We start from the raw sequence: 25,158 nt of genomic DNA on the forward strand, positions 1-25,158 counted from the left end.
CCCGGCGCCGGGCCCCCTCGGGGCCCCCGCGCCCCGTGTCGAACGCACCGGCAGGGGCGCCGCCGTCAGCGGTTGTACTGACCGAAGTCGTACTCCTCCAGCGGCACGGCCTCCCCGGAGCCCGAGCCGAAGGTGTAGTCCGCCGCCGAGCCGTCGTAGCCGCCGACCGTGTACATCGCGGCCTTGGCCTCCTCGGTGGGCTCGACCCGGATGTTGCGGTACTGCGGCATGCCGGTACCGGCCGGGATGAGCTTTCCGATGATGACGTTCTCCTTCAGGCCGAGCAGCGAGTCCGACTTGGCGTGGATCGCCGCGTCGGTGAGCACTCGGGTCGTCTCCTGGAAGGACGCCGCGGACAGCCAGGACTCGGTGGCGAGCGAGGCCTTGGTGATGCCCATGAGGACCGGACGGCCGGAGGCCGGCGTGCCGCTCTCCGCCACGCACTCGCGGTTCAGCCGCTCGAAGCGCGGCCGCTCCACGAGCTCGCCGGGCAGCATGTCGGTGTCACCGGACTCGAGCACGTTCACGCGCTTGAGCATCTGCCGGACGATGATCTCGATGTGCTTGTCGTGGATCGACACACCCTGCGACCGGTAGACCTGCTGGACCTCGGCCACCAGGTGCAGCTGCACGGCCCGCGGGCCGAGGATGCGCAGCACCTCGTTGGGGTTGACGGCACCGGCGACCAGCTGCTGGCCGACCTTCACCCGCTCCCCCTCGGAGACCAGCAGGCGCGAGCGCATCGACACCGGGTACGCGATCTCGTCGGAACCGTCGTCCGGCACGATCACGATCTTCCGGGTCTTGTCGGTCTCGTCGATGCGGACCCGGCCCTCGGCCTCGCTGATCGGGGCGACGCCCTTGGGGATGCGCGCCTCGAAGAGCTCCTGGACACGGGGCAGACCGTGGGTGATGTCGGCACCCGCCACACCACCGGTGTGGAAGGTGCGCATCGTCAGCTGGGTACCGGGCTCACCGATCGACTGGGCGGCGATGATGCCGACCGCCTCGCCGACGTCCACGAGCTTGCCGGTCGCGAGCGAACGGCCGTAGCACATGGCGCAGACACCGATCTTGGCCTCGCAGACCAGGGCGCTGCGGGTGCGGACCGTCTCCACCCCGGCTTCGACCAGCGCGGTCACGTGGTTGTCGTTGATGTCGATGCCGGCGGCCGCGATGACCTTGCCGTCCACCACGACGTCCTCGGCCAGGATGCGGCCGTGCACGTTGCTCTCGGCGTTCTCCGCCTTGACCAGGTTGCCCTGGGCGTCGCGCTCGCCGACGTGCAGCGGGACCGCGCGGTCCGTGCCGCAGTCGATCTCGCGGATGATGACGTCCTGCGCGACGTCCACCAGACGACGGGTCAGGTAACCCGAGTCGGCGGTCCGCAGCGCGGTGTCGGCCAGACCCTTCCGCTGTCCGTGGGTGGAGATGAAGTACTCCAGCACCGACAGGCCCTCGCGGAACGAGGCCTTGATCGGCCGCGGGATCGTCTCACCCTTGGTGTTGGAGACCAGACCGCGGATGCCGGCGATCTGGCGGACCTGCATCAGGTTTCCTCGGGCGCCCGACTGGACCATCATCCAGACCGGGTTGTTCTTCGGGAACGCCTTCTGCATGTCCTCGGTCACGTCACTGGTCGCGTGCGTCCAGATCTCGATGAGCTCCTGACGGCGCTCCTCGTCCGTGATGAGACCGCGCTCGTACTCCCGCTGGACCTTGTCGGCCCGGCGCTCGTACGACTCCATGATCTCGGCCTTGTTCGGCGGCGCGACGACGTCCTCGATCGAGATCGTCACCCCGGCCCGGGTGGCCCAGTAGAAGCCCGCGTCCTTGAGCGCGTCCAGCGCGGCCGCGACCTCGACCTTCGGGTAGGTCTCCGCCAGCTCGTTGACGATGGCCGACAGCTGCTTCTTGCCGACCTGGAAGTTGACGAAGGGGTAGTTCGCCGGGAGCGTCTGGTTGAACAGGCACCGGCCCAGCGTGGTCTCCAGGCGGTAGGGTTCGCCCGGCTCCCAGCCCTCGGGGGCCGCCCACTCGCGGGGCGGCGGGACGTCGCCCTTCATCCTGACCTGGATCTTGGCCTGGATGTCCAGCTCGCGCCGGTCGAAGGCCATGAGCGCCTCGGAGACCGAGCCGAACACCCGGCCCGCGCCCAGCGCGCCCTCGTCGTCCTCCTTGGCCGTGGTCAGCGAGTACAGACCGATGACCATGTCCTGGGTGGGCATCGTCACCGGCTTGCCGTCGGCCGGCTTGAGGATGTTGTTGGTCGACAGCATCAGGATGCGGGCCTCGGCCTGCGCCTCGGCCGACAGCGGCAGGTGCACGGCCATCTGGTCACCGTCGAAGTCCGCGTTGAACGCGGTGCAGACGAGCGGGTGGATCTGGATGGCCTTGCCCTCGACCAGCTGCGGCTCGAAGGCCTGGATGCCCAGGCGGTGCAGGGTGGGCGCGCGGTTGAGCAGCACCGGGTGCTCGGTGATGACCTCTTCGAGGACGTCCCACACGACCGGGCGGGCGCGCTCGACCATGCGCTTGGCCGACTTGATGTTCTGCGCGTGGTTCAGGTCGACCAGGCGCTTCATCACGAACGGCTTGAACAGCTCCAGCGCCATCTGCTTGGGCAGACCGCACTGGTGCAGCTTCAGCTGCGGGCCGACGACGATGACCGAACGGCCGGAGTAGTCGACGCGCTTGCCCAGGAGGTTCTGGCGGAACCGGCCCTGCTTGCCCTTCAGCATGTCGCTGAGGGACTTCAGCGGGCGGTTGCCGGGGCCCGTGACCGGGCGGCCGCGGCGGCCGTTGTCGAACAGCGCGTCGACGGCCTCCTGGAGCATCCGCTTCTCGTTGTTCACGATGATCTCGGGGGCGCCGAGGTCGAGCAGACGCTTGAGGCGGTTGTTCCGGTTGATCACCCGGCGGTACAGGTCGTTCAGGTCCGAGGTCGCGAACCGGCCGCCGTCGAGCTGCACCATCGGGCGCAGGTCCGGCGGGATGACCGGGATGCAGTCGAGGACCATGCCGTTGGGCGAGTTCCTCGTGTTGAGGAACGCGGACACGACCTTGAGCCGCTTGAGCGCGCGGGCCTTCTTCTGGCCCTTGCCGCTGCGGATCGTCTCCCGCAGGTTCTCCGCCTCGGCCTCGAGGTCGAAGTTGGACAGGCGCTCCTGGATCGCCTGGGCGCCCATGCCGCCGCGGAAGTAGCGGCCGAAGCGGTCGCGCATCTCGCGGTAGAGCAGCTCGTCGCCCTCGAGGTCCTGGACCTTGAGGTTCTTGAAGCGGCTCCAGACCTCCTCGAGCCGGTCCAGCTCGCGCTGGGCCCGGTCGCGGAGCTGGCGCATCTCGCGCTCGGCGCCCTCGCGCACCTTGCGGCGCTGGTCGCCCTTGGCGCCGGCGGCCTCCAGCTCGGCCAGGTCGGCCTCGAGCTTCTTCTGCCGGGCCTCGATGTCGGCGTCCCGGCGCTGCTCGATGTGCTGGCGCTCGACGGAGATCTTCGCCTCGAGCGACGGCAGGTCGCGCTCACGCAGTTCCTTGTCGACATGCGTGATCATGTAGGCCGCGAAGTAGATGACCTTCTCCAGGTCCTTCGGGGCCAGGTCGAGCAGGTATCCCAGACGGGACGGCACGCCCTTGAAGTACCAGATGTGCGTGACGGGCGCGGCCAGCTCGATGTGGCCCATCCGCTCACGGCGCACCTTGGCACGGGTCACCTCGACGCCGCAGCGCTCACAGATGATGCCCTTGAAGCGGACGCGCTTGTACTTGCCGCAGTAGCACTCCCAGTCCCGGGTCGGACCGAAGATCTTCTCGCAGAAGAGCCCGTCCTTCTCCGGCTTGAGGGTCCGGTAGTTGATCGTCTCGGGCTTCTTGACCTCGCCGTGCGACCACTGGCGGATATCGTCAGCCGTCGCGAGGCCGATCCGAAGCTCGTCGAAGAAGTTGACGTCCAGCACTTGTGTTCCCCTCCTCAGCTTCTAGATCAGACCTCTTCGACACTGCTCGGCTCGCGCCGGGACAGGTCGATGCCGAGCTCCTCCGCCGCGCGGAAGACGTCCTCGTCGGTGTCCCGCATCTCGATGGACATGCCGTCGCTGGAGAGCACCTCGACGTTGAGGCACAGCGACTGCATCTCCTTGATGAGGACCTTGAACGACTCGGGGATGCCCGGCTCGGGGATGTTCTCGCCCTTGACGATGGCCTCGTACACCTTCACGCGGCCGAGGACGTCGTCGGACTTGATCGTCAGCAGCTCCTGAAGGGCGTAGGCGGCGCCGTACGCCTCCAGCGCCCACACCTCCATCTCACCGAAGCGCTGGCCGCCGAACTGGGCCTTACCGCCCAGCGGCTGCTGCGTGATCATGGAGTAGGGGCCGGTCGACCGCGCGTGGATCTTGTCGTCGACCAGGTGGAGCAGCTTCAGGATGTAGATGTAGCCGACCGAGATCGGGTGCGGGAACGGCTCGCCGGACCGGCCGTCGAAGAGCTGGGCCTTGCCGTTCGGCCCGACCATCCGCTGGCCGTCCCTGGTGACCAGGGTGTTGTCGAGGAGACCGACGATCTCCTCCTCGCTGGCGCCGTCGAACACCGGGGTGGCGACGTTGGTGCGCGGCTCGACCTGGCCGAAGCCCTTGTCGCGCAGCCGCTCCGCCCACGCCTCCTCGATGCCGGAGATGTCCCATCCTCTGGCGGCGATCCACCCGAGGTGTGTCTCCAGCACCTGGCCGACGTTCATCCGGCCGGGCACGCCCAGCGGGTTGAGGATGATGTCGACCGGGGTGCCGTCCTCCAGGAACGGCATGTCCTCGACCGGCAGGATCTTGGAGATGACACCCTTGTTGCCGTGGCGGCCGGCGAGCTTGTCACCATCGGTGATCTTGCGCTTCTGGGCCACGTAGACGCGGACCAGCTCGTTCACGCCCGGGGGAAGCTCGTCGCCCTCCTCGCGGCTGAACACGCGGACACCGATGACCTTGCCCTGCTCACCGTGGGGCACCTTCAGGGAGGTGTCGCGGACCTCGCGGGCCTTCTCACCGAAGATCGCGCGCAGCAGCCGCTCCTCCGGGGTCAGCTCGGTCTCGCCCTTGGGGGTGACCTTGCCGACGAGGATGTCGCCGGGGACGACCTCGGCGCCGATGCGGATGATGCCGCGCTCGTCGAGGTCGGCCAGGACCTCCTCGGAGACGTTCGGGATGTCCCGGGTGATCTCCTCCGGGCCCAGCTTGGTGTCGCGGGCGTCGACCTCGTGCTCCTCGATGTGGATCGAGGAGAGGACGTCGTCCTGCACCAGGCGCTGGGACAGGATGATGGCGTCCTCGTAGTTGTGGCCCTCCCACGGCATGAACGCCACGAGGAGGTTCTTGCCGAGCGCCATCTCGCCGTTGTCGGTGCAGGGACCGTCGGCGATGACCTGGCCCGCCTCGATCCGGTCGCCCTCGGCGACGATCGGCTTCTGGTTGAAGCAGGTGCCCTGGTTGGAGCGCTTGAACTTGGCGACCCGGTAGGTGGTCCGGGTGCCGTCGTCGTTCATCACGGTGATGTAGTCGGCCGAGACCTCCTCCACCACGCCGGCCTTCTCGGCCGTGATGACGTCGCCGGCGTCGGTGGCGGCGCGGTACTCCATGCCGGTGCCGACCAGCGGCGCCTCGCTCTTGAGCAGCGGCACCGACTGGCGCTGCATGTTGGAGCCCATGAGCGCACGGTTGGCGTCGTCGTGCTCGAGGAACGGGATCATGGCGGTCGCGACGGACACCATCTGGCGCGCCGAGACGTCCATGTAGTCGACCTCGTTGGCCCGCACGGACTCGAACTCGCCGCCCTTGCGGCGGACGAGCACGCGGTCGGCGAGGAAGGTGCCGTCGGAGCTGATCGGCGTGTTCGCCTGCGCGATGACGTACCGGTCCTCCTCGTCGGCGGTGAGGTACTCGACCTGGTCGGTGACCCGGCCGTCGACGACCTTCCGGTACGGCGTCTCCACGAAGCCGAAGGAGTTGACCCGGCCGAAGGAGGCCAGCGAGCCGATCAGACCGATGTTCGGTCCTTCCGGCGTCTCGATCGGGCACATGCGGCCGTAGTGCGAGGGGTGCACGTCGCGGACCTCGAAGCCCGCGCGCTCGCGGGACAGACCACCGGGGCCCAGCGCGGACAGGCGGCGCTTGTGCGTCAGCCCGGCCAGGGGGTTGGTCTGGTCCATGAACTGCGACAGCTGGGAGGTGCCGAAGAACTCCTTGATCGACGCCACGACCGGGCGGATGTTGATCAGGGTCTGCGGCGTGATCGCCTCGACGTCCTGAGTGGTCATCCGCTCGCGGACGACGCGCTCCATGCGGGCCAGGCCCAGGCGGACCTGGTTCTGGATGAGCTCGCCGACCGTGCGCAGGCGGCGGTTGCCGAAGTGGTCGATGTCGTCGGTCTCGACGACGATCTCCCGGTCTCCGGCGCCGGTCATCGAGGTCTCGCCCGCGTGCAGCTTCACGAGGTATTCGATGGTGGCGACGATGTCCTCTTCGGTCAGCGTCCCCTGCGTGATCTCGGCGTCGACGCCGAGCTTCTTGTTGATCTTGTAGCGGCCGACCTTGGCGAGGTCGTAGCGCTTGGGGTTGAAGTAGAGGTTCTCCAGCAGGGTCTGCGCCGACTCCCTGGTCGGCGGCTCACCCGGACGCAGCTTGCGGTAGATGTCGAGCAGGGCGTCGTCCTGGCCGGCCGTGTGGTCCTTCTCCAGGGTGGCCCGCATCGACTCGTACTGACCGAAACGCTCCAGGATCTGCTCGTTCGTCCAGCCGAGAGCCTTCAGCAGGACCGTGACGGCCTGCTTGCGCTTGCGGTCGATGCGGACGCCGACGCTGTCGCGCTTGTCGATCTCGAACTCGAGCCAGGCGCCCCGGGAGGGGATCACCTTGCAGCCGTACAGGTCCTTGTCGGAGGTCTTGTCGATGCTGCGATCGAAGTAGACGCCCGGGGACCGGACCAGCTGGGAGACCACGACACGCTCGGTGCCGTTGATGATGAAGGTGCCCTTGCCGGTCATGAGCGGGAAGTCGCCCATGAACACGGTCTGGCTCTTGATCTCACCAGTGGTGTTATTGATGAACTCCGCCGTGACGAACATCGGGGCGGAGTAGGTCATGTCCTTGTCTTTGCACTCATCGACTGAGTACTTCGGCGGCTCGAACCGGTGGTCCCGGAACGACAGGGACATGGTTCCGGAGAAGTCCTCGATGGGACTGATCTCCTCGAAGATCTCTTCGAGACCCGACTGGGCCGGAACGTCCTTGCGCCCGGCCTGGCGAGCCGCCTCGACCCGGGCCTTCCACTTCTCGTTGCCGAGCAGCCAGTCGAAGGACTCGGTCTGCAGAGCGAGAAGGTCAGGAACTTCGAGCGGCTCCTGGATCCGTGCGAAAGACACACGACGGGGACCGGCGGGTACGGCGGAGGCGTTGCGCGAGGCTGCCAACAGATGTCCTTCCGAGGGCTCGCGGCGGACTGACTACACGCACGCCAGACGACCATGCATCGGAGCACCAAAAGAAGCGGGTCGTCAAAGGGCAGCGCAAAGGGGCAGTGTAGCCGAACGGCATACACCTGTCCACTTCACTCTCGCTGCACGCTCCACGTTGGTCGCAGCATCGCCCGTCGGAGCCGATCCGTCAAGCCCAAGGGCCGACATTTCAGCCGGAAAACGGCCGGGACGCTGGGACTTCTCCCCTCGTCCGGTCGCGCGCACCGCCGCCTCCAGACGATGCCCGCGCCCCGGAGAGGCTAACGCCCCGAGGCCCCGCGGCTCCAATGCCGGCCGATATCCGACCGACGATCGACACTGCCGTGGTCCATGTACCCGCGGGCTCACGCTTCTCAAACACAGGATTTGCTAACAATTAGCTAACGCGCCGTGCCCGACCGGGGAGATCACAGCGGCGGCGGATCCCCGAGCAGCGTGGACAGCCCCGCGACCAGCCAGCGGCCGTCCTGCTTCACCATCACGAACCGGGCGCGGTTCTGGCTGACCCGCCGCCGGGGCGCCTCCTCGCCGGACGGGGTCCTGGACGTGCTCATGTTCACGAACAACAGCACCTCCGCCCGGTCCGGCCCGGCGGACTCCACCGCCGCGCCCGCGACCGTCGCGGACTGCACCGTCCGCTGCCGCCTGGCCGACGGGGCAAGGGTGGCGGAGAGCCTCCTGTAGTGCTCCGTGAGCTCTCCGGTGGCGTATCCCGCGGCCCTCGCGAGATCCTGCTCGATCGTACGATAGTCGTACGACAGCATGTCCGGGGCCACGGACCGCGCCGCCGCCAGGGCCTGCCTGCCCGCCTCCTCGTCCGCGCGCAGCCGCCCCAGGTCGGCGAGCATGACGCCCACCGCCACCGCCAGGGCCAGCGCCACCGCCGCCAGGGCCCCGGCCACCAGCAGGAAGACCCACCTCACGGGACCATCTCCGCCTTCGACACCAGCCACCTCCCGCCGGTCCTGGTGACCTCCATGGTCCACCGGTAGAACCGCTCCTGCGGCGCGTTCCCCCCGCCGTCCCACTCGATCACCGCGTCCCCGACCACCATCACCCGGGCCGTGCCGCCCTCCAGCGAGACCAGCCCCACGGCGCGCAGCGCCCCCGTCTGGACGACCTTGTCCCTGGTCGTGGTCTCCTTCAGCGCCGAGGCGTTCCTGGAGTACTCGGCCCTGGCCTGCCCGGTGGAGGTGTCCAGGATCCGCCTGATGTCGGCGTCGACGGTCCGGTGGCCGACCGAGAGCAGGTTGACGGCGTGCGTCCCGGCGGCCCGCAGCGCCGCCTCGCGGTCGTCCGCCGCCGCCTGGGCGTCGCGGAGCCGTCCGCCGGTCCAGAAGGCCGCGGCGAGCAGCAGCACGATCAGCAGCCCGAGCACGGGCACGGCGATCCTCATCCAGCGGGGGGGCGCCTCCACTGCCATGCGTCGTCTCCCGTCGCGCGGCCGGACGGTGGACCGCGGCCCCGCCGGCCGCCCGTGCGGGCGGGCCCGCCGTACGGACCGGGAAAAGGGCCCCGGTCGCCGGATCATAACCCGGCGGACGGCCCCTCATCGGCGCCTTCCGGGACCTCGCCCGCGCACCGTCGCCGCGGGGATCCCGTCGCGCGCCGCAGGGGTCCCGTCGCGCGCCCGGCGCGCGGGCCGGGTACGGCGGGCGCCGCTCCCGCCTCGGACGGCCTCACCTCACGCCGTCGACGTGGGCGGCGATCAACCGGGGGTACTCCTCCCGCCAGTCGCGGCCCCGCTCGTCCACGAACGAGTTCGGCGGCGGGATGACGCCGTTGGCCGCCAGCCACGCGCCCGGCGGGCGCTGCGTCCGCCGCAGGCGGTTCCCGCTCGGCATGAGCTGGGGCGGGATCGGCGGCAGCCCGCCCGGGTCGTGCCCCATCTGCGCCTCGGCCTCCAACTCGGAGACGTCCTTCTCCTCCGACATGCCGATCGGGCCGTGCCGGCGGGCGTTGAGGAACTGCCGCACCACCGGCTCGTCGCTGGACAGCAGCATCTCGCGCGGCCCGAACATGACCAGCTCCCGCCGGAACAGCAGGCCGATGCTGTCGGGGACCGTCCGGGCGGTGTTGATGTCGTGCGTGACGATGAGGAAGGTCGCCTCGGTCTCCGCGTTGAGGTCCACGATGAGCTGGTTCAGGTAGGCCGTGCGGACCGGGTCCAGGCCGGAGTCGGGCTCGTCGAACAGGATGATCTCGGGGTCGAGGACCAGGGCCCGGGCCAGGCCCGCGCGCTTGCGCATCCCGCCGGAGATCTCCCCGGGGAGCTTGCCCTCCGCGCCGACCAGCCCGACGAGCTCCATCTTCTCCATCACGATCCGGCGGATCTCGGTCTCGCTCTTCCTGGTGTGCTCGCGCAGCGGGAAGGCGATGTTGTCGTAGAGGTTGAGCGAGCCGAACAGCGCCCCGTCCTGGAAGAGCACGCCGAACAACCGGCGGAGCTCGTACAGCGTGCCCTCGCTGCAGTCGGCCAGGTCGCGGCCGTCGATCCAGATGTGGCCGCGGTCGGGCCGCAGCAGGCCGACGAGGGTCTTCAGGAAGACGGACTTGCCGGTCCCGGACGGGCCGAGCAGCACCGAGATCTCACCGGCCGGGAGCGTCAGCGTGACGTCCTCCCAGATCACCTGCCTGCCGAACGACTTCGTCAGGCCCTCGACCACGACTTCCACGCCCACGTGCCGTCCTCCACAAGACCGGTTCGCCCGCGGCGACGGACCCCCCGACCGGCCGGGCGGCCCCCGCCGGTCCACCGACCGTTACGGCATGGTTATCAGACCATCAGTCCAACAACAAGGAGGCGCGGTGCGCCGGTCGCCGCCGCACCTCCGGAGAACACGAGAAGAGCGGGTCCACCGGCACCTGGTGGACCCGCTCTTCCGCGGTGGAGCCGAGATTACTTGACGGTGACGGTGGCGCCGGCACCCTCGAGGGCGGCCTTGGCCTTCTCCGCCTGCTCCTTGTTGACCTTGCCGTCGAAGACCGGCTTCGGAGCGCCGTCGACCAGGTCCTTGGCCTCCTTGAGGCCCAGGCTCGTCAGGGCGCGGATCTCCTTGATGACCTGGATCTTCTTGTCACCGGCGGACTCGAGGATGACGTCGAACTCGTCCTGCTCCTCGGCCTCCTCGGCGCCGGCGGCACCACCGGCGGCGGCCGGGGCGGCGGCGACGGCGACCGGGGCGGCGGCCTTGACGTCGAAGGTCTCCTCGAAGACCTTCACGAACTCGGACAGCTCAAGGAGGGTCATCTCCTTGAAAGCGTCGAGCAGCTCGTCGGTGCTGAGCTTCGCCATGATTTCCTCCGTATGGATCTGACTAACTAAAGAACTGGGACCGCGGTACGTATGCGCTAATCCCCTGCGACCGCTCGCGCGGACCTACTCGCCCGCCTCGGCGCGCTTGGCGCGCAGAGCCTCGGCCAGCTGAGCCATGTTGGTGGGCAGCGCGTTGAAGACGGCGGCGGCCTGAGACTGCTTCGCCTTCAGAGCACCGGCCAGCTTCGCGAGGAGGACCTCACGCGACTCCAGGTCGGCAAGCTTGGTGATCTCGGCCGGGGTCATCGCCTTACCGTCGACGACGCCGCCCTTGATGACCAGGAGGGGATTGGCCTTGGCGAAGTCACGCAGACTCTTCGCAGCCTCGACCACGTCGCCGTTGACGAACGCGATCGCCGACGGGCCCGCGAGCAGGTCGTCGAGCTGGTTGATCCCGGCCTGGTTGGCCGCGATCTTGGTCAGCGTGTTCTTCACCACGGCGAACTTCGCATTCTCACCGAGAGAGACGCGCAGCTCCTTGAGCTGGGCGACGGTGAGACCGCGGTACTCGGTCAGAACGGCAGCGCTGGAGCCTTCGAAGCTGCTCTTCAGCTCGGCTACAGCCGTCGCCTTTTCCGCCTTCGCCATGGGCCTCCTTCCAGATGTGCCGCCGGCAAAGGCCCCAAGACGCGAACAAGCCCCGGCATAGGCGCACGGGGCTCACATAAGGAAGTCAATCCAGATGAAAACTCACATCACACCTACGCGGGCCGTCCACAGTCGTGGATCCTTGGGCCGCCAGGCCATGAGGCCAGGCGACGACCGGCGGTCTTCGGCGTCGACAGCTTACGCTCCATGGTGAACACATGCCAAATCGAGACACCCGGCATGGTGGGAGCGCGTCGTGTCCGGATCCCGCGGGGAGCGGGGAACGGATGCGGCCCGCGCCCCGGCCGGACAGTCCCGGGGCGCGGGCCGCATCCGGGCTCAGTCGCGCCCGGTGCCCGCCGGCGGCGCGCCGGCGCCCTCGGGCAGCCCGCCCACCTGGTCGGCGGGCGGGGCCGTGATCGTGACGGGCTCGTTGAACCCCGTCAGGTGCGCCGCCATGGTGAAGGAGGCGCCGTCCTCCGAGCCGCTGAGCGTCACCTTGCGGGGCAGGTTCTGCGCGTCGGCCCACAGGTCGAACTTCACGTTCTTCGCCTGCGAGAGGTCCTTCTGGAGCCGCTCGCGCTCCTGCGGGGCGAGCGCCTGCACGGCCTCCGCCACCGGGAAGGTCCCGCTGTAGTGGGTGGTCTCCACCCCGCCGACCGTCTCCGTGCCGACCGCCTTGACGTCCTTGGAGGCGGTCAGCAGCTTGACGGTGCCGGGCAGGTCGAACTGCCGGGCCTGCGCGAGGGCCTCCTCGGCCCCCGCCCGCTCCCCGGCCTCCAGGTCGGCGGTCGACACCTTGGTCCACGGCTTGCCCGTGCCGGTGAACCTGCTCAGCAGCTCCGACTTCGCGTAGACCGTGTCGCCGAGCAGGATCACCCGCGCCCCGCCGGGCACGTTCTGCCCGCCGAAGGAGATCACGTCCAGCGTGATGTCGGTCGCCAGCTGCGGCTTGCTCTGGTAGACCATCCTGCCCTGGATCTTGCCGGACCTCTCCTGCCCGCCGGTGGCGTCGAACACCAGGTCGGCGGTGTAGGAGGTGACCTCCTCGGCCTTCTGGGCGCTCGCCTGCACCGCCTCGGCCGCGGCGAGTCTCACGTTCCCGAGGGAGGCGGTGCCCTGTCCCGCGGCACACCCCGCCACCCCGATCAGCGCGGCCGTTCCCAGCGCCAGCGCGGGAGCCAATCGGCGCATCCGTCTCACACTCCTTCGTTTCCCCGGAACCTGCAACGAGCCTATGTCCGGGGAGGGAGGGGCGCTTCGTCCGGGAGAACGAGAAAGGACCTCAGCCGAATGGCCATTCGGCTGAGGTCCTTCTACGGCGTACGTCTGACGGATCAGGCGTCGAGCTCGGCGGTCATCGCCCGCGTCACGTTCGGGTCGACCGGGATGCCGGGGCCCATGGACGTGGAGAAGGTGACCTTCTTCAGGTAGCGGCCCTTGGCGGCCGACGGCTTGAGACGCAGCACCTCGTCGAGGGCGGCGGCGTAGTTCTCGACGAGCTGACGCTCACCGAACGACACCTTGCCGATGATGAAGTGCAGGTTCGCGTGCCGGTCGACACGGAACTCGATCTTGCCGCCCTTGATGTCGGTGACGGCCTTGCCGACGGCCGGGGTGACGGTGCCGGTCTTGGGGTTCGGCATCAGACCACGCGGGCCGAGGACGCGGCCCAGGCGGCCGACCTTGCCCATGAGGTCCGGGGTGGCGACGACCGCGTCGAAGTCGAGGCGGCCCTTGGCGACCTCGTCGATCAGCTCGTCGGCGCCGACGATGTCGGCACCCGCGGCGCGGGCCTCCTCGGCACGGTCACCGGTCGCGAAGACCAGGACCCGGGCGGTCTTGCCGGTGCCATGCGGGAGGTTGACGGTGCCGCGCACCATCTGGTCGGCCTTGCGGGGGTCGACGCCCAGCCGCAGGGCGACCTCGACGGTCGCGTCGAACTTGGCGACGTTGGTCTCCTTGGCCAGCCTGGCCGCCTCGACCGGGCTGTAGAGGTTCTCGCGGTCGACCTTGGCCGCTGCGTTGCGGTGGCCCTTGCTGCGCTTCACTTGCTCACTCCTGTGGATCGAGTGTCCGTGGTGCGGGCCAGCGCCTGGCCCTCCCACTCGCGGTTCGAGTCTGTGGTGGTCGACGCCTAGTCGGCGATCGTGATGCCCATCGACCGGGCGGTGCCGGCGATGATCTTCTCCGCCGCCTCGATGTCGTTGGCGTTGAGGTCCTTCATCTTGGTCTCGGCGATCTGGCGCAGCTGCTCCCTGGTCAGCTTGCCGACCTTGTCCTTCTGCGGGACGGCCGAGCCCTTCGCCACACCGGCGGCCTTCTTGATCAGCTCAGGCGCCGGCGGCGTCTTCGTGATGAAGGTGAAGCTGCGGTCCTCGAAGATGGTGATCTCGACGGGGATGATGTTCCCGCGCTGGGCCTCGGTCGCAGCGTTGTACTGCTTGACGAAGTCCATGATGTTGACACCGTGCGGACCGAGGGCGGTACCGACCGGCGGGGCGGGCGTGGCCTGGCCAGCGGGAAGCTGAACCTTCACCAAGGCCGCGATCTTCTTCTTGGGAGGCATGATTCTCTCCGGGTCCTTCTCTTCTCACATGGTGTCCCCGAGACCCGCGCAGGCGGGGCCGACCGCGACCGGGCACGCGCCTGTGCCGCGGCGGCTTCGAGGACATCCCCGCGAACACGGGGCAGACTGATGAAGTCTACGCGACCGTCTCAGATCTTGGAGACCTGGTTGAACGAGAGCTCGACCGGGGTCTCGCGACCGAAGATCGACACCAGCACCTTGAGCTTCTGCGACTCGGCGCTGATCTCGCTGACCGTCGCGGGCAGCGTGGCGAAGGGACCGTCCATGACGGTGACCGACTCGCCCACCTCGAAGTCGACGGTGGCCGCGGCGGCCTTGACGGTCGTCTTCTTGGTCTCCTCGCTGGGCTCGGGGGCCAGCAGCTTGGCGACCTCGTCGATGCTCAGCGGGCTCGGCTTGTTCGACAGGCCGACGAAGCCGGTCACGCCGGGCGTGTTCCGCACCGCCGACCAGGACTCGTCGGTGAGCTCCATCCGGACGAGCACGTAGCCGGGCAGCACGCGCTCCTTGACCAGCTGGCGCTTGCCGCTCTTCACCTCGGTCACGTGGTGCGTGGGCACCTCGACCTGGAAGATGTAGTCCTCCATGTTGAGGGACTGCGTGCGGGTCTCGATGTTGGCCTTCACGCGGTTCTCGTAGCCGGCGTAGGAGTGGATGACGTACCACTCGCCGTACTGGCCGCGCAGCTGGCGCTTGAACTCCTCGACCGGGTCGACGTCGGGAACGACGTCACCGTCCTCGTCGACGCCACCGGCGGGGGCCTGCTCGGCCTCTTCCCCGGCATCCCCGGTGTCGGCCTCCGCGGTCTCGTCGCGAGTCTCCGCGGACTCGTCGAGCGACTCCTCCGCGGCGTCGACGGCCTCTTCCGGCTGGCCCTCCCACTCCTCGCGGGACTCGCCGGCCGACTGTGAAGACTCGGACACGGTGGCTCTTTCTCTTTTCGTCGATGGGCTACTGGACGTGCGGAGGGACGGGATCCCGGCGGGGCACCCGCCGGACGCCGGCTACTCGGCTCCGCCGAAGATCCTCAGAACGCCCTCGGTGAACAGAGCATCGAGCCCGGACACGATCCCGACCATGATCAGAACAAAGACCAGGACGATGATGGTGTAAGAAATGAGTTCCTTGCGCGTGGGCCAGATGACCTTGCGCAGCTCAGCGACAATCTGCCGGTAGAAGAGCGCAGGAGAAGTGCGCTTGGGCTTCTTCTCACCGCTCGGCTTGTCTGCGGTTTCGCCGCGCGTGTCGATCGCCACAGTCCTCACCTGATCCGTCGTATCCAACGCATATCCGCGGCGCGCTAGACGCCCTGATGCGCGGACCGCTCTCGCAGGGCACGAGGGACTCGAACCCCCAACCGCCGGTTTTGGAGACCGGTGCGCTACCAATTGCGCTAGTGCCCTAAGACATGAACCACCATACCTCGGTTGACCCGAAGTTTGTCCGTGGCCCATCGGACTTGACCGCCGAACACGCGTGCGGCGGTAAGACCATGCGGGAGTCTACGCAGGAATGGCCGCCACGTCGAACCGGATCGGGATCCCGCAGGTCACAGGATGGGCAACGGGCGGGTCATGGACTCCCCAGGCGGCCCGTGCGCGCCGTCCACATGGTGGATCCGGACGGAAGCGGGGCGACGGGTCTGTAACCATGGGGGTATGACCCGTCCTCGCATCTCCGCGCGCATATCCGCGATCTCCGAGTCCGCCACGCTCGCCGTGGACGCCAAGGCCAAGGCGATGAAGGCGGCGGGCCGCCCGGTCATCGGCTTCGGCGCCGGCGAGCCGGACTTCCCGACCCCGGACTACATCGTCGAGGCCGCCGTCGAGGCGTGCCGGAACCCCCGCTTCCACAAGTACACGCCCGCCGGAGGTCTGCCCGAGCTCAAGCAGGCCATCGCCGACAAGACCCTCCGCGACTCCGGCTACCGGGTGGACGCGACCCAGGTGCTGGTCACCAACGGCGGCAAGCAGGCGGTCTACGAGGCGTTCGCCACGCTGCTCGACCCGGGTGACGAGGTCCTGGTCGTCGCGCCGTACTGGACGACCTACCCCGAGGCCATCAAGCTGGCCGGCGGCGTCCAGGTCGACGTGGTCACCGACGAGACCACCGGCTACCTGGCGAGCGTGGAGCAGCTGGAGGCCGCGCGCACCGACCGCACCAAGGCCCTGCTGTTCGTCTCCCCCTCCAACCCGACCGGCGCGGTCTACAGCCCGGAGCAGGTCGAGGCGATCGGCCGCTGGGCCGCCGAGCACGACCTGTGGGTCGTCACGGACGAGATCTACGAGCACCTCACCTACGGCGACGCGCGCTTCTCCAGCATCGCCACCGCCGTCCCCGAGCTGGGCGACAAGGTCGTCGTGCTGAACGGCGTCGCCAAGACCTACGCGATGACCGGCTGGCGGGTGGGCTGGCTGATCGGCCCCAAGGACGTCGTCAAGGCCGCGACCAACCTGCAGTCGCACGCCACCTCCAACGTCTCCAACGTGGCCCAGGCCGCTGCCCTGGCCGCCGTCACCGGCGACCTGTCCGCGGTGGCCCGGATGCGGGAGGCCTTCGACCGCCGGCGCCAGACCATGGTCCGCATGCTCAACGAGATCCCGGGCGTGGTCTGCCCCGAGCCGAAGGGCGCCTTCTACGCCTATCCCTCGGTCAAGGAGCTGCTGGGCAAGGAGTTCGCCGGCAGGCGCCCGCAGACCTCCGCCGAGCTCGCCGAGATCATCCTGGAGGAGGCCGAGGTCGCCCTCGTCCCCGGCGAGGCCTTCGGCACCCCGGGCTACTTCCGCCTGTCCTACGCGCTCGGCGACGAGGACCTCGTCGAGGGCGTCAGCCGGGTGGCCAAGTTCCTGGGCGACGCCCGCTAGGGACCCCCTCCGCCGGGACCGTACGGAGCCGGACGCCCGCGGCCGCCCTCCGGGACCGGCCGACGGTCGCGGAACAGGCTCGGGCGCATCCGCCGCGGGGCCGGCGACCGGCCTCCGGATGACCTCCGGCGGCCGGTCGCCGGCCCCGGCGCGGAGTGGCGCCGGGGACCGGGGCGGCCGGCCGGCGGACCCGGGGAACGGGTGCCGGCCCCGCGGCGGAGCGGCGCCCGTGTACCGTCCAGCGGTATGCGCACCGTTCACCTCGAAAGCCCGTTCTACACCGTCACCGATGACCCTGACCGGGTCATCGGTGACTTCCTGGGCTTCGCCCTCTCGCTGAGGAACCTCTCCGGACGCCCCCCGGCCGAGGAGTTCGCCGACGTCTTCTCCCCTGAGGGGGACGGCATGCGCATCCCCGACAACTTCGCGGCCTACCGGGCCGAGGAGCCGGACGACGTCCCCGAGGAGTTCGACGACCGGTTCACCGAGGAGATCGGGCGCAAGGAGCTCTGGGTGCTCACCCGGCTCGGCTTCGGCAAGCTGCCGGTCTCGGCCGTCATCGAGGGCCCCGAGCTGCGGCACCTGCTGCGCGAGGGCCTCGCGCAGCGCACCGCCGCGCTGGAAGCGCGCTCCGGGCCGTCCTGAGCCCTCCCGCCGCCTCCGGGAGCCGGCCGGGCGCGCGCCCGGCCGGACCTCGACCGGCGCCGTGAGGCCGGCGGACGCCGCCCCGGCGTCACCGCTCCCGCCGGATCTCCTCGGCGATCCGTCCGGCCTCGGCCTCGAGGTCGGGGGTGGCGCCGACGAAGATCGCCGCCCCCGGCCGCTCCAGCCACATCACGAACCGGCCCCCGCCGTACAGCTCGTTGACCCACTCGACGGCGGGCCGGCCCCGGACAGGCGCCGCACGGCGGGCGTGGCCGACCAGGGCGCGCAGCTCCCGCTCCGTGGCGACCCCGCAGACCACCCCGACGCTCAGCGCGCTGCCGCCCTCCTCCACGCTGCGCTCGTCCGACCATCCGTGGCCCCGGACGGTGACCTTCTCCGGTTCGCTCAGCGACTCCAGGTCGGTGAAGCCGGCGCCCGCGGTGAGGCGCTCCGGGATCCGCGGGACGATCACGCCGGGGAGCACGTCCGCCGCCTTCCCGGCGGCCGGGGCCTCGCAGAGCCGGTCGTCCGGTTCCGGATCCCGGCCGAGGCCGGCGATGATCTCGTCGAGCGCCTTCTCCATCCCCGGGGCGACCTCCAGGAGGAATCCGAGTCCCGGCCTGTCGTGCCAGAGCACCGCGCGCGGGCGGCCGCCCCATCCCTTCTCGCCCGTGGTGCCCTCCCAGGCGGGCGCGGTCCGCAGGACGGCCTCCCGGCTGCGGACGGCCTCGAAGCCGTCGGTCCGCTCCAGCCACGTCCTGAGCGCGTCCAGGTCGGCGGCGTTCTCCCCCCGTACCACGCTCAATCTGACCCGGCCGCCCTGACCGCTCCATTCCTTGCGGGTGACCGGTTCGGTGGAGGAGGCGGGGACCTCGCGGTCCAGGTAGACGCCGTCCGGCAGGTCGGCGATCCTGACGCCCTCCAGGGTGCCGCCGCCGGAGCCGGTCGGGTCGGGGAACCAGAGCCCCTCGGCGATGCGCGTGAGCTCGTCCCGGTGGTCGGCGCCGACCGTCACCCGCAGCACCACGTCGTCACGCTCGTGCCAGAGCAGGTCGAGGCCGTCGGGCGAGACCAGCCCGGGCCTGCCGCGGATCGAGGCCGCCTTGCCGCCGGGGATCAGCCCGAGGGACGTGATCCGGCCGGGCCCTGCCGGTAGGGCCTTCTTGTACTTGCTGAGCCGCACCAGGCCGTCACCGGATCCCCAGCTCAGCGTGGCGACGTCGAGCTTCCCGGCGGAGCCGGAACCGGCCAGCGGCGCCCCCAGCCCCGCCGGGAGGTACCGGGCCTCGACGTCCTCCACGGCGTTCAGATCCGCGTCCGCGCGTGCGGGCTGCTCCGCGGCCGCGACCGGGTCTCTCTGCGCGCCGATCAGTTGTCCCGGGATGACCGTCCCGGCGGCGAGCACGGCGGCCACCAGGGCCGTACCCGCGGTCAGGAGCCTCCTGCGGCGGCGGCGCGAGAGCCGTACGACCCGGTCCGCCAGGTCCGGGGCGGCGCCCAGGCCGGCGGTCTCGGCGGCCATGGCGGCGCGCAGTTCGTCCTCAAGCCTCGGCATGGCGGATCACCTCCGTGAAGAGCTCGGCGCCGATCAGGGCGCGCAGACGGGCCAGTCCCTTGGCGGCCTGGCTCTTGACCGTGCCCACCGAGCAGCCGAGCGTCTCGGCCGTCTGTGCCTCGGTCATGTCCTCCCAGAAGCGCAGGACGAGCACCGCCCGCTGGCGCGGGGGCAGGGCGCGCAGGCCGTCCATGAGGAGCGGACGGAGCTCGACACCCGTCAGGTCGTCCCCGGCGGGGGTCTCCGGGAGTGCGGGGGCCGGGAAGACGTGCAGGATCGCCCTGCGGCGGGCGCGGCTGATCGCCGTGTTGACGACGATGCGGCGGACGTACGGTTCGGGGTCGCTGCCGGCGCGCAGCCGCCCCCAGTGGCGGTAGGCCTTCTCCAGCGCGCTCTGCAGCACGTCCTCGGCCTCGTCCCGCGACCCGCACGTCAGGTGGGCGACGCGCAGCAGAGCGGTCCCCCGCGCCGCGACGAACGCGGCGAATTCCTCGTGGCCGCTCATGCGGCCGTGCCTGGGCTCATGCCCCTACCTACGCTCGGCGGGCCGGAAGGGTTGCCCGGCCGTACCGGACGGGTGCCGCAAGGGGCGCCCCGGGACGGATCCCGCAGGGCCGGGGCGGGGTCAGTCGACGATCCCCTGGAGGGCGCTTTCCACGGCCGTGCGCAGGTCCGTCGCGCGTCCCGTCCCGATGAGCCGGTCGAACTCCTCCGCTCCGGTGCGGGCGCGCAGCCTCTCCTCGGAGCGCCGGAGCATCCCCTCCAGCAGCGGCGAGCGGCGGGGCGGGACGCCGGCGCTCCGCCAGGCGGCGCCCGCCGCGCCGAGCAGGAACAGCGCGAGCGTGTCGTCCACGTCGTCCTCGGCGATCACCGCGCGGACCTCCAGCCCTTCGATGAGGGAGGGGTCGTCGTCGAACACCCGGGCCCCGCGCAGCGCGTCGCGGACCGAGGCGGCGGCCGCCGCGGTGTTGCCGAGGAGCCGCTCGGCCAGCCCGAGGAGCAGGTCGAGGCGGGAGAGCGTCCAGTAGTCGCGGCAGGAGGCGCACAGGTCGCGGCCCTCGCGGATGACCGAGACGGCCAGCTCGTGGTCGCCGGCGAGCATCATGCCCGCGGCCACGACCGTGTAGGTGGACAGGAATCCGGGCAGCAGGTCGCCGGACGAGCGGTGGCGCTCCCTGGCGTCCTTGATCATCCGCAGGGCGTTGCCCAGCTCTCCCCTGGCGACGGCCAGGTGGGCCTGGAAGTGGCTGACGTAGGGGGCCATCTCCGCGGCCCCGTCCCAGCCGCCGGCCGCGCACTCGGCGAGGGTGCGCTCGGCGTCGTCGAGGTCGCCCCGCTGGATCGACATGTAGGTGTCCACCCACAGCGCCTTGAACCGCTCGGGGCACGGCGCGGGCTCCAGTTCCAGGCCGCGCCGGACGAGCTCGCGGCCGAGGGCCGGCCGGCCGCAGCAGACCCACAGGAACCACAGGCAGCTGACCGCCTCCAGGCCCCGGCGGTGCCCGGCGGGCTCGGCGTAGCAGCGGTCGACGGCCAGGCGCAGGTTGGCGAGGTCGGGGACGAGCCTGCGGTACCAGCCGAGCTGGTCGTGGCGCCAGCCCTGGTTCGCCCGGGCGGCCAGGCCGAGGAAGTGGTCGCGGTGCCGGTGCTCGGTCCCGGCGGTCTCGCCCAGCAGGGCCAGCCGGGCGGCGCCGTACGCGCGGGCGGTGTCCGGCAGCCGGTGGCGCACGCCCTCGGCCGTCTTCTCCCGGATGAGGACGGAGCGGTCGAACAGGCCGGTCAGCGCGTCGAGGACCTGCTCGGCGGACAGGTCGCCGCGGGTGCACACGCGCTGGGCGGCCTCGGCGTCGAAGCCCCCGGAGAAGACGGACGCGCGGGCCCAGACCAGGCGCTCCTCCGGGGTGCACAGCTCGTGGCTCCAGTCGAACGCGGCGGCCATGGAGTCGTGCCGCCGGGCGGCCGGGCGGTCCGGGAGGAGCCCGTCCCCGAAGAGGTCGGCCGCGCCCGGGTCGGGGGAGGCGGCGGCGAGCCGGATCGCCAGCGGCAGGTTGTCGAGCCGGCGGCAGATCCCGACCGGGTCCCGCTCGCCGAGCCGGTCGCCGGCGAGCGCGGCGAGCAGGTCGGCGGCGTCGTCGTCCGCCAGCCCGCCGACCGGGTAGAGGTGCTCCCCGGTGAAGCCGAGCCGCTGCCGGCCGGTGGCCAGGACGTGCAGCTCGCGCGCCTGGCGCAGCAGCCGCTCCACGAGGGCTCCGGCGGTGCCGGCGACGCGGTCGCAGTCGTCCAGGACGAGCAGCCGGGGGCGTGAGGCCAGGTCGGCCGCCAGGGCGTCGCCGGCGGACGCGCCCGGCCGTACCCGCAGGCCGAGCTCGTCCGCGAGCGTCCGCGCCAGGCCGGGCAGGTCGTCGGGGGCCTCCGACAGGTCGACGACGTGGGCGTATCCCGGGGAGTCCTGGCCGAGGGTCTCGGCCAGGCGCGCCGCGAGGCGGCTCTTGCCCGCTCCGGCGGGGCCGGTCAGCGTGACATGGCGCGTGCGTGCGAGCAGGCCGCAGATCTCGGCGAGCTCGGTGCGCCTGCCGACGAAGAGGTCCGCTTCCATCGCAGTCCCGGTGCCGTCCCGACTACCCATACCGTGCCAACTGTCGCACGATGCGACCGTCCGGAGGAACCGTTCCGGAGATTCCGACGATCCTCACATCCGCTTCCGGGTGTCGGGACCGGAACTCCGGTCGCGTCCGGAACGTCGTGCGCGCCCGGTGGCGGCGGACCGCCGCGCCCGTCGACGACGGGACACGACGGCGACACGGCAGGGGGACGGACGCGGCGGGGCACGGCGGGGGCGCGCGGCACGGCACAGGGTACGGCGGGGGCGCGGGGCACGGCGGGATCCCGCCCGCCGGGTCCGCGACGTGCGGCAGGATGTGGAGATGGCACGTCCGCTGAACGCTCTCCCCAAGGCACATCTGCACCTGCACTTCACCGGGTCCATGCGGCACGGCACGCTGGTCGAGCTCGCCCGCGAGCACGGCGTGCACCTCCCCGACGCGCTGGAGCAGGACTGGCCGCCCCGCCTGAGGGCGACCGACGAGCGGGGCTGGTTCCGGTTCCAGCGGCTCTACGACATCGCGCGCTCGGTGCTGCGGCGTCCCGAGGACATCTACCGGCTGATGCGGGAGACCGCCGAGGACGAGGCGGCCGAGGGCTCGGCCTGGCTGGAGATCCAGGTGGACCCGTCCGGGTACGCCCACCGGTTCGGCGGGCTCACCGCCACGCTGGAGCTGATGCTCGACGCCGTGCACCGGGCCGCCGAGCACGCCGGGATCGGGATCGCGGTCGTGGTGGCCGCCAACCGGACCCGGCACCCGCTGGACGCCAAGACGCTCGCCCGCCTCGCCTCCCGCTATCTCGACCGGGGCGTCGTCGGCTTCGGGCTCTCCAACGACGAGCGCCGGGGCCGGGCCCGCGACTTCGACGGGGCCTTCCGGATCGCCAAGCGGGCGGGGCTGCTGGCCGTGCCGCACGGCGGGGAGCTGCTGGGCGCGGCGAGCGTCGCCGAGTGCGTGGACGACCTGGGCGCCGACCGGGTGGGGCACGGGGTGCGGGCCGCGGAGTCGCCGCGGTTGATGGAGCGGCTGGCGGACCGGCAGATCACCTGCGAGGTCTGCCCGACCTCGAACGTCGGGCTCGGGGTGGCCGAGCGGGCCGAGGACGTGCCGCTGCGCCGGCTGTTCGACGCGGGCGTGCCGATCGCGCTGGGCGCCGACGACCCGCTGCTGTTCGGCACGCGGCTGCTGGCCCAGTACGAGCTGGCCCGGCGGGTGTACGGCTTCCGCGACGCGGAGGTGGCGGAGCTGGCCCGGCAGTCGATCCGCTCCTCGGCCGCTCCCGAGCAGGTGCGCAAGGACCTGCTGAAGGCGGTCGACGACTGGCTGGCCGCGCCGGAGTGACCGGCGCGGCGGCCGGGCTCAGTCGAGGGCGTAGGCCACCGCGGAGTCGGGGTCGTCGTCGTGGCCCTCGGCGAAGACCGCGTCGTAGGTCTCGTCGCCGAGCAGCTGGCGGGCGGTGCGCTCGGCGACGGTCCGGGGCTCCGACATGCTCTCCGAGCCGAAGCCCCGCAGCCCGAACGCGGCCCACAACCGCATGCCGGACCCCTGGAGCCGGGCGGTGCGGTAGCCGTCCCCCCGGACCGCGGCGATCACCGCGAGCTGGTCGAGGGCGAGCGCCACCCCGGTGGTGTCACGGAGCCGCCACTTGGCGGCGAGCGAGCACCGGGCGGCCTGCTCGGCCTCCTCCAGCCGTCCGAGGCCGAGCTGGGCGATGGAGAGCACGTAGTCGCCGGTGGCGCGGGCCCAGCGCTCGCCGCGGCTCTCGCAGAGGTCCTGCGCCTCCTCCAGCGTGGTGATGGCCTTGGCGAAGTCACCGCGCCACGTGGCCGCCATGGCTGCGGTCACCAGGGCGAGCGGCTCGCTCACGGTCATGGTCTGTGCCCTCCGGAAGTACTCGCGTACGCGCCTGACAGCGGGCTCGACCTCTTCGAGGGCCCCGGCGCACAGCGCGCGGACCGCCAGGCGGAGCTGCGCGTGCCCCGCCGCCTCGTAGTCGCCCCACCGGAGCGCCGTGGCCAGCGCCGTCTCGGCCCGGCGGCGGCCGGACTCCAGGTCGCCCTGGGCCATGGCCACGCAGCCGTCGGCCCACAGGAGCTTGGGCAGGCCGGGGTCGGCGGGGGAGGCCGCCTCGATCGTCCGCTTCATGTAGTAGCGGCCCTCGCGCAGGCGTCCCAGGCAGAACCAGAGGATCCACAGCGCCCCGGCCAGCTCGGTGGAGAACGGGCCGCCGGGGGCGCAGGAGTCGAGGACGACGCGGAGGTTGGTGATGGCGGAGTTGAGCCGCCTGGCCCACCGCTCCTGGTCGGGGCCGTACCAGTCGGCGTCGGCCCGGCGCGCCAGGTCGAGGTAGTAGCGGCGGTGCCGCTCGGCCAGCAGGTCGGCCTCGCCGAGCCGGACCAGCTGCTCCCTGCCGTACTCCCTGATCGTGTCGAGCTGGCGGTAGCCGCCGGGGACGCGGATGAGCAGCGACTTGTCCACCAGGGCGGCCAGCAGGTCCGGCACGCCGGGCAGCTGCTCGTCGCCGCAGACCTGCACGGCGGCCTCGGTGTCGAAGCCTCCGGCGAAGACCGACGCCCGGGCCCACAGCAGGCGTTCGGCGGGGGCGCAGAGCTCGTGGGTCCAGCCGACCGCGGTGCGGAGCGTCTGGTGCTGGGAGACGAGGGCCCGGTTGGCCGACAGGGCGGCGAAGCGGCTCTCCAGCCGCTCGGCGAAGCGCTCCGGCGGCATGGCGCCGAGCTGCCCGGCGGCCAGTTCGACGGCGAGGGGGATGCCGTCCAGCCGGCGGCAGATCCGGGCGGCGGCCCGCATGCCCTCGTCGTCCAGGCGCAGGCCCGGCACCGCGGCCCGGGCCCGGTCGAGGAAGAGCCGCAGGGCGTCGTTGCGCTCGGGGTGCCCGGCGCCCTCGGGGTCGGGCGGCCGGAAGGGCTCGACGGAGAGCAGGGCCTCTCCGGTCAGGCCGAGCGGCTGGCGGGAGGTCGCGACGATCCGCACGCCCGGCGCCTCGGCGAGGATCCGGGTGACGAGCAGACGGCAGGCGGGCAGGAGGCGTTCGCAGGTGTCCAGCAGGAGCAGGAGCCGTTTGCGCGCGAGGAACTCCACCAGGACGTCCGTCTGGGAACGGGTGGAGTCGTCGCGGAATCCGAGGACGGCGGCGACCGTGTGGGCGAGCAGGTCGCCGTTGCGCTCGCCGGACAGTTCGACCAGCCAGACGCCGTCGAGATAGGCGTCCCGGCATTCTTCCGCCGCTTTGACGGCGATCCGGGATTTGCCGACGCCCTCCGGGCCGATGACCGTGGTCAGCGGCGCCTCGTCCAGGAGCTTCACCAGCTCCCGCACCTCGGCCTCACGCCCGACGAAGCTGCTCGTCTCCGGGGGGAGGTTCCCACGCCACCACGGGTTCCGTTCCATCGGCCTCCAGCTCCTTCCGCATACCAGGAATAACATCCGGTCACGGTCGCGGGCCGGGCCTCGCGCCTTTCGGGGTGGGGTTTTTCCTCCCCGG

19 protein-coding genes and 1 tRNA gene are annotated in these 25,158 nt (G+C 71.1%); 3 read left to right on the top strand and 17 right to left on the bottom strand.

Translation table 11 applies throughout. The features are described from left to right. Window positions 1-65 precede the first annotated feature (65 nt). The 13 genes from ABD823_RS04915 to ABD823_RS04975 form a co-directional block, all read right to left on the bottom strand. Complete coding sequence (locus tag ABD823_RS04915; RefSeq protein ID WP_344856341.1) at window positions 66-3,953, bottom strand: DNA-directed RNA polymerase subunit beta'; 3,888 nt, start codon at window positions 3,951-3,953, stop codon at window positions 66-68. A 26-nt stretch (window positions 3,954-3,979) separates the two neighbouring features. Further along, window positions 3,980-7,450 (bottom strand): DNA-directed RNA polymerase subunit beta, encoded by a 3,471-nt coding sequence (gene rpoB, locus ABD823_RS04920; protein WP_344856343.1) that lies wholly within the window; start codon window positions 7,448-7,450, stop codon window positions 3,980-3,982. A 452-nt stretch (window positions 7,451-7,902) separates the two neighbouring features. Beyond that, entirely contained in the window at window positions 7,903-8,418 is a 516-nt protein-coding gene (locus ABD823_RS04925; protein WP_344856345.1) for a hypothetical protein, read from the bottom strand. Next, complete coding sequence (locus ABD823_RS04930) at window positions 8,415-8,918, bottom strand: hypothetical protein (RefSeq protein WP_344856347.1); 504 nt, start codon at window positions 8,916-8,918, stop codon at window positions 8,415-8,417. The genes ABD823_RS04925 and ABD823_RS04930 overlap by 4 nt, the downstream gene beginning before the upstream one ends. A 256-nt stretch (window positions 8,919-9,174) precedes the next feature. Beyond that, window positions 9,175-10,176: an ABC transporter ATP-binding protein gene (locus ABD823_RS04935; protein WP_344856349.1), complete on the bottom strand. Its 1,002-nt coding sequence runs from the start codon at window positions 10,174-10,176 to the stop codon at window positions 9,175-9,177. Window positions 10,177-10,394: 218 nt separating this feature from the next. Further along, window positions 10,395-10,790, bottom strand: coding sequence for a 50S ribosomal protein L7/L12 (gene rplL, locus ABD823_RS04940; RefSeq protein ID WP_344856351.1), 396 nt, complete (start codon window positions 10,788-10,790; stop codon window positions 10,395-10,397). 84 nt (window positions 10,791-10,874) lie between these two features. Continuing rightward, entirely contained in the window at window positions 10,875-11,399 is a 525-nt protein-coding gene (gene rplJ / locus ABD823_RS04945) for a 50S ribosomal protein L10 (protein ID WP_344856353.1), read from the bottom strand. A gap of 339 nt (window positions 11,400-11,738) precedes the next feature. Next, window positions 11,739-12,593, bottom strand: coding sequence for an SCO4651 family lipoprotein (locus tag ABD823_RS04950; RefSeq protein ID WP_344856355.1), 855 nt, complete (start codon window positions 12,591-12,593; stop codon window positions 11,739-11,741). 143 nt (window positions 12,594-12,736) lie between these two features. Next, window positions 12,737-13,450 carry a 50S ribosomal protein L1 gene (gene rplA / locus ABD823_RS04955; RefSeq protein WP_344856357.1) on the bottom strand — a complete coding sequence of 238 codons (714 nt, stop codon included), beginning with the start codon at window positions 13,448-13,450 and terminating at the stop codon, window positions 12,737-12,739. A gap of 86 nt (window positions 13,451-13,536) precedes the next feature. Next, window positions 13,537-13,968 carry a 50S ribosomal protein L11 gene (rplK, locus tag ABD823_RS04960; RefSeq protein ID WP_344856360.1) on the bottom strand — a complete coding sequence of 144 codons (432 nt, stop codon included), beginning with the start codon at window positions 13,966-13,968 and terminating at the stop codon, window positions 13,537-13,539. A 149-nt stretch (window positions 13,969-14,117) separates the two neighbouring features. Further along, entirely contained in the window at window positions 14,118-14,912 is a 795-nt protein-coding gene (gene nusG, locus ABD823_RS04965) for a transcription termination/antitermination protein NusG (protein ID WP_344856362.1), read from the bottom strand. Between the two features lie 81 nt (window positions 14,913-14,993). After that, window positions 14,994-15,245 carry a preprotein translocase subunit SecE gene (gene secE, locus ABD823_RS04970; protein WP_344856364.1) on the bottom strand — a complete coding sequence of 84 codons (252 nt, stop codon included), beginning with the start codon at window positions 15,243-15,245 and terminating at the stop codon, window positions 14,994-14,996. Window positions 15,246-15,319: 74 nt separating this feature from the next. Beyond that, window positions 15,320-15,392: transfer RNA gene (locus ABD823_RS04975), tRNA-Trp, on the bottom strand. Window positions 15,393-15,647: 255 nt separating this feature from the next. On the opposite strand from ABD823_RS04975, the gene ABD823_RS04980 reads away from it, so the two are divergent. Next, window positions 15,648-16,853 carry a pyridoxal phosphate-dependent aminotransferase gene (locus ABD823_RS04980; RefSeq protein WP_344856367.1) on the top strand — a complete coding sequence of 402 codons (1,206 nt, stop codon included), beginning with the start codon at window positions 15,648-15,650 and terminating at the stop codon, window positions 16,851-16,853. A 246-nt stretch (window positions 16,854-17,099) separates the two neighbouring features. After that, the gene (locus tag ABD823_RS04985) at window positions 17,100-17,498 is read left to right on the top strand and encodes a hypothetical protein (protein WP_344856369.1); all 399 of its coding nucleotides are present in this window, start codon (window positions 17,100-17,102) and stop codon (window positions 17,496-17,498) included. 88 nt (window positions 17,499-17,586) lie between these two features. Here ABD823_RS04985 and ABD823_RS04990 read toward each other — a convergent pair whose 3' ends face one another. The 3 genes from ABD823_RS04990 to ABD823_RS05000 form a co-directional block, all read right to left on the bottom strand. Beyond that, window positions 17,587-19,053, bottom strand: coding sequence for a hypothetical protein (locus ABD823_RS04990; protein WP_344856371.1), 1,467 nt, complete (start codon window positions 19,051-19,053; stop codon window positions 17,587-17,589). Beyond that, window positions 19,040-19,558, bottom strand: coding sequence for a SigE family RNA polymerase sigma factor (locus ABD823_RS04995; RefSeq protein WP_344856373.1), 519 nt, complete (start codon window positions 19,556-19,558; stop codon window positions 19,040-19,042). The genes ABD823_RS04990 and ABD823_RS04995 overlap by 14 nt, the downstream gene beginning before the upstream one ends. A 120-nt stretch (window positions 19,559-19,678) precedes the next feature. Further along, window positions 19,679-21,649, bottom strand: coding sequence for an ATP-binding protein (locus ABD823_RS05000; RefSeq protein WP_344856375.1), 1,971 nt, complete (start codon window positions 21,647-21,649; stop codon window positions 19,679-19,681). Window positions 21,650-21,977: 328 nt separating this feature from the next. Here ABD823_RS05000 and ABD823_RS05005 point away from each other — a divergent pair, with 328 nt between their 5' ends. Beyond that, the gene (locus tag ABD823_RS05005; protein WP_344856377.1) at window positions 21,978-22,997 is read left to right on the top strand and encodes an adenosine deaminase; all 1,020 of its coding nucleotides are present in this window, start codon (window positions 21,978-21,980) and stop codon (window positions 22,995-22,997) included. 18 nt (window positions 22,998-23,015) lie between these two features. Here ABD823_RS05005 and ABD823_RS05010 read toward each other — a convergent pair whose 3' ends face one another. Then, window positions 23,016-25,064, bottom strand: a complete 2,049-nt coding sequence (locus ABD823_RS05010) for an ATP-binding protein (protein ID WP_344856379.1) — start codon at window positions 25,062-25,064, stop codon at window positions 23,016-23,018. Window positions 25,065-25,158: the final 94 nt, after the last annotated feature.

Origin of the sequence: Planomonospora alba (assembly GCF_039534085.1) — a bacterium.
In the GTDB taxonomy this organism is placed as follows: Bacteria; Actinomycetota; Actinomycetes; order Streptosporangiales; family Streptosporangiaceae; genus Planomonospora_B; species Planomonospora_B alba.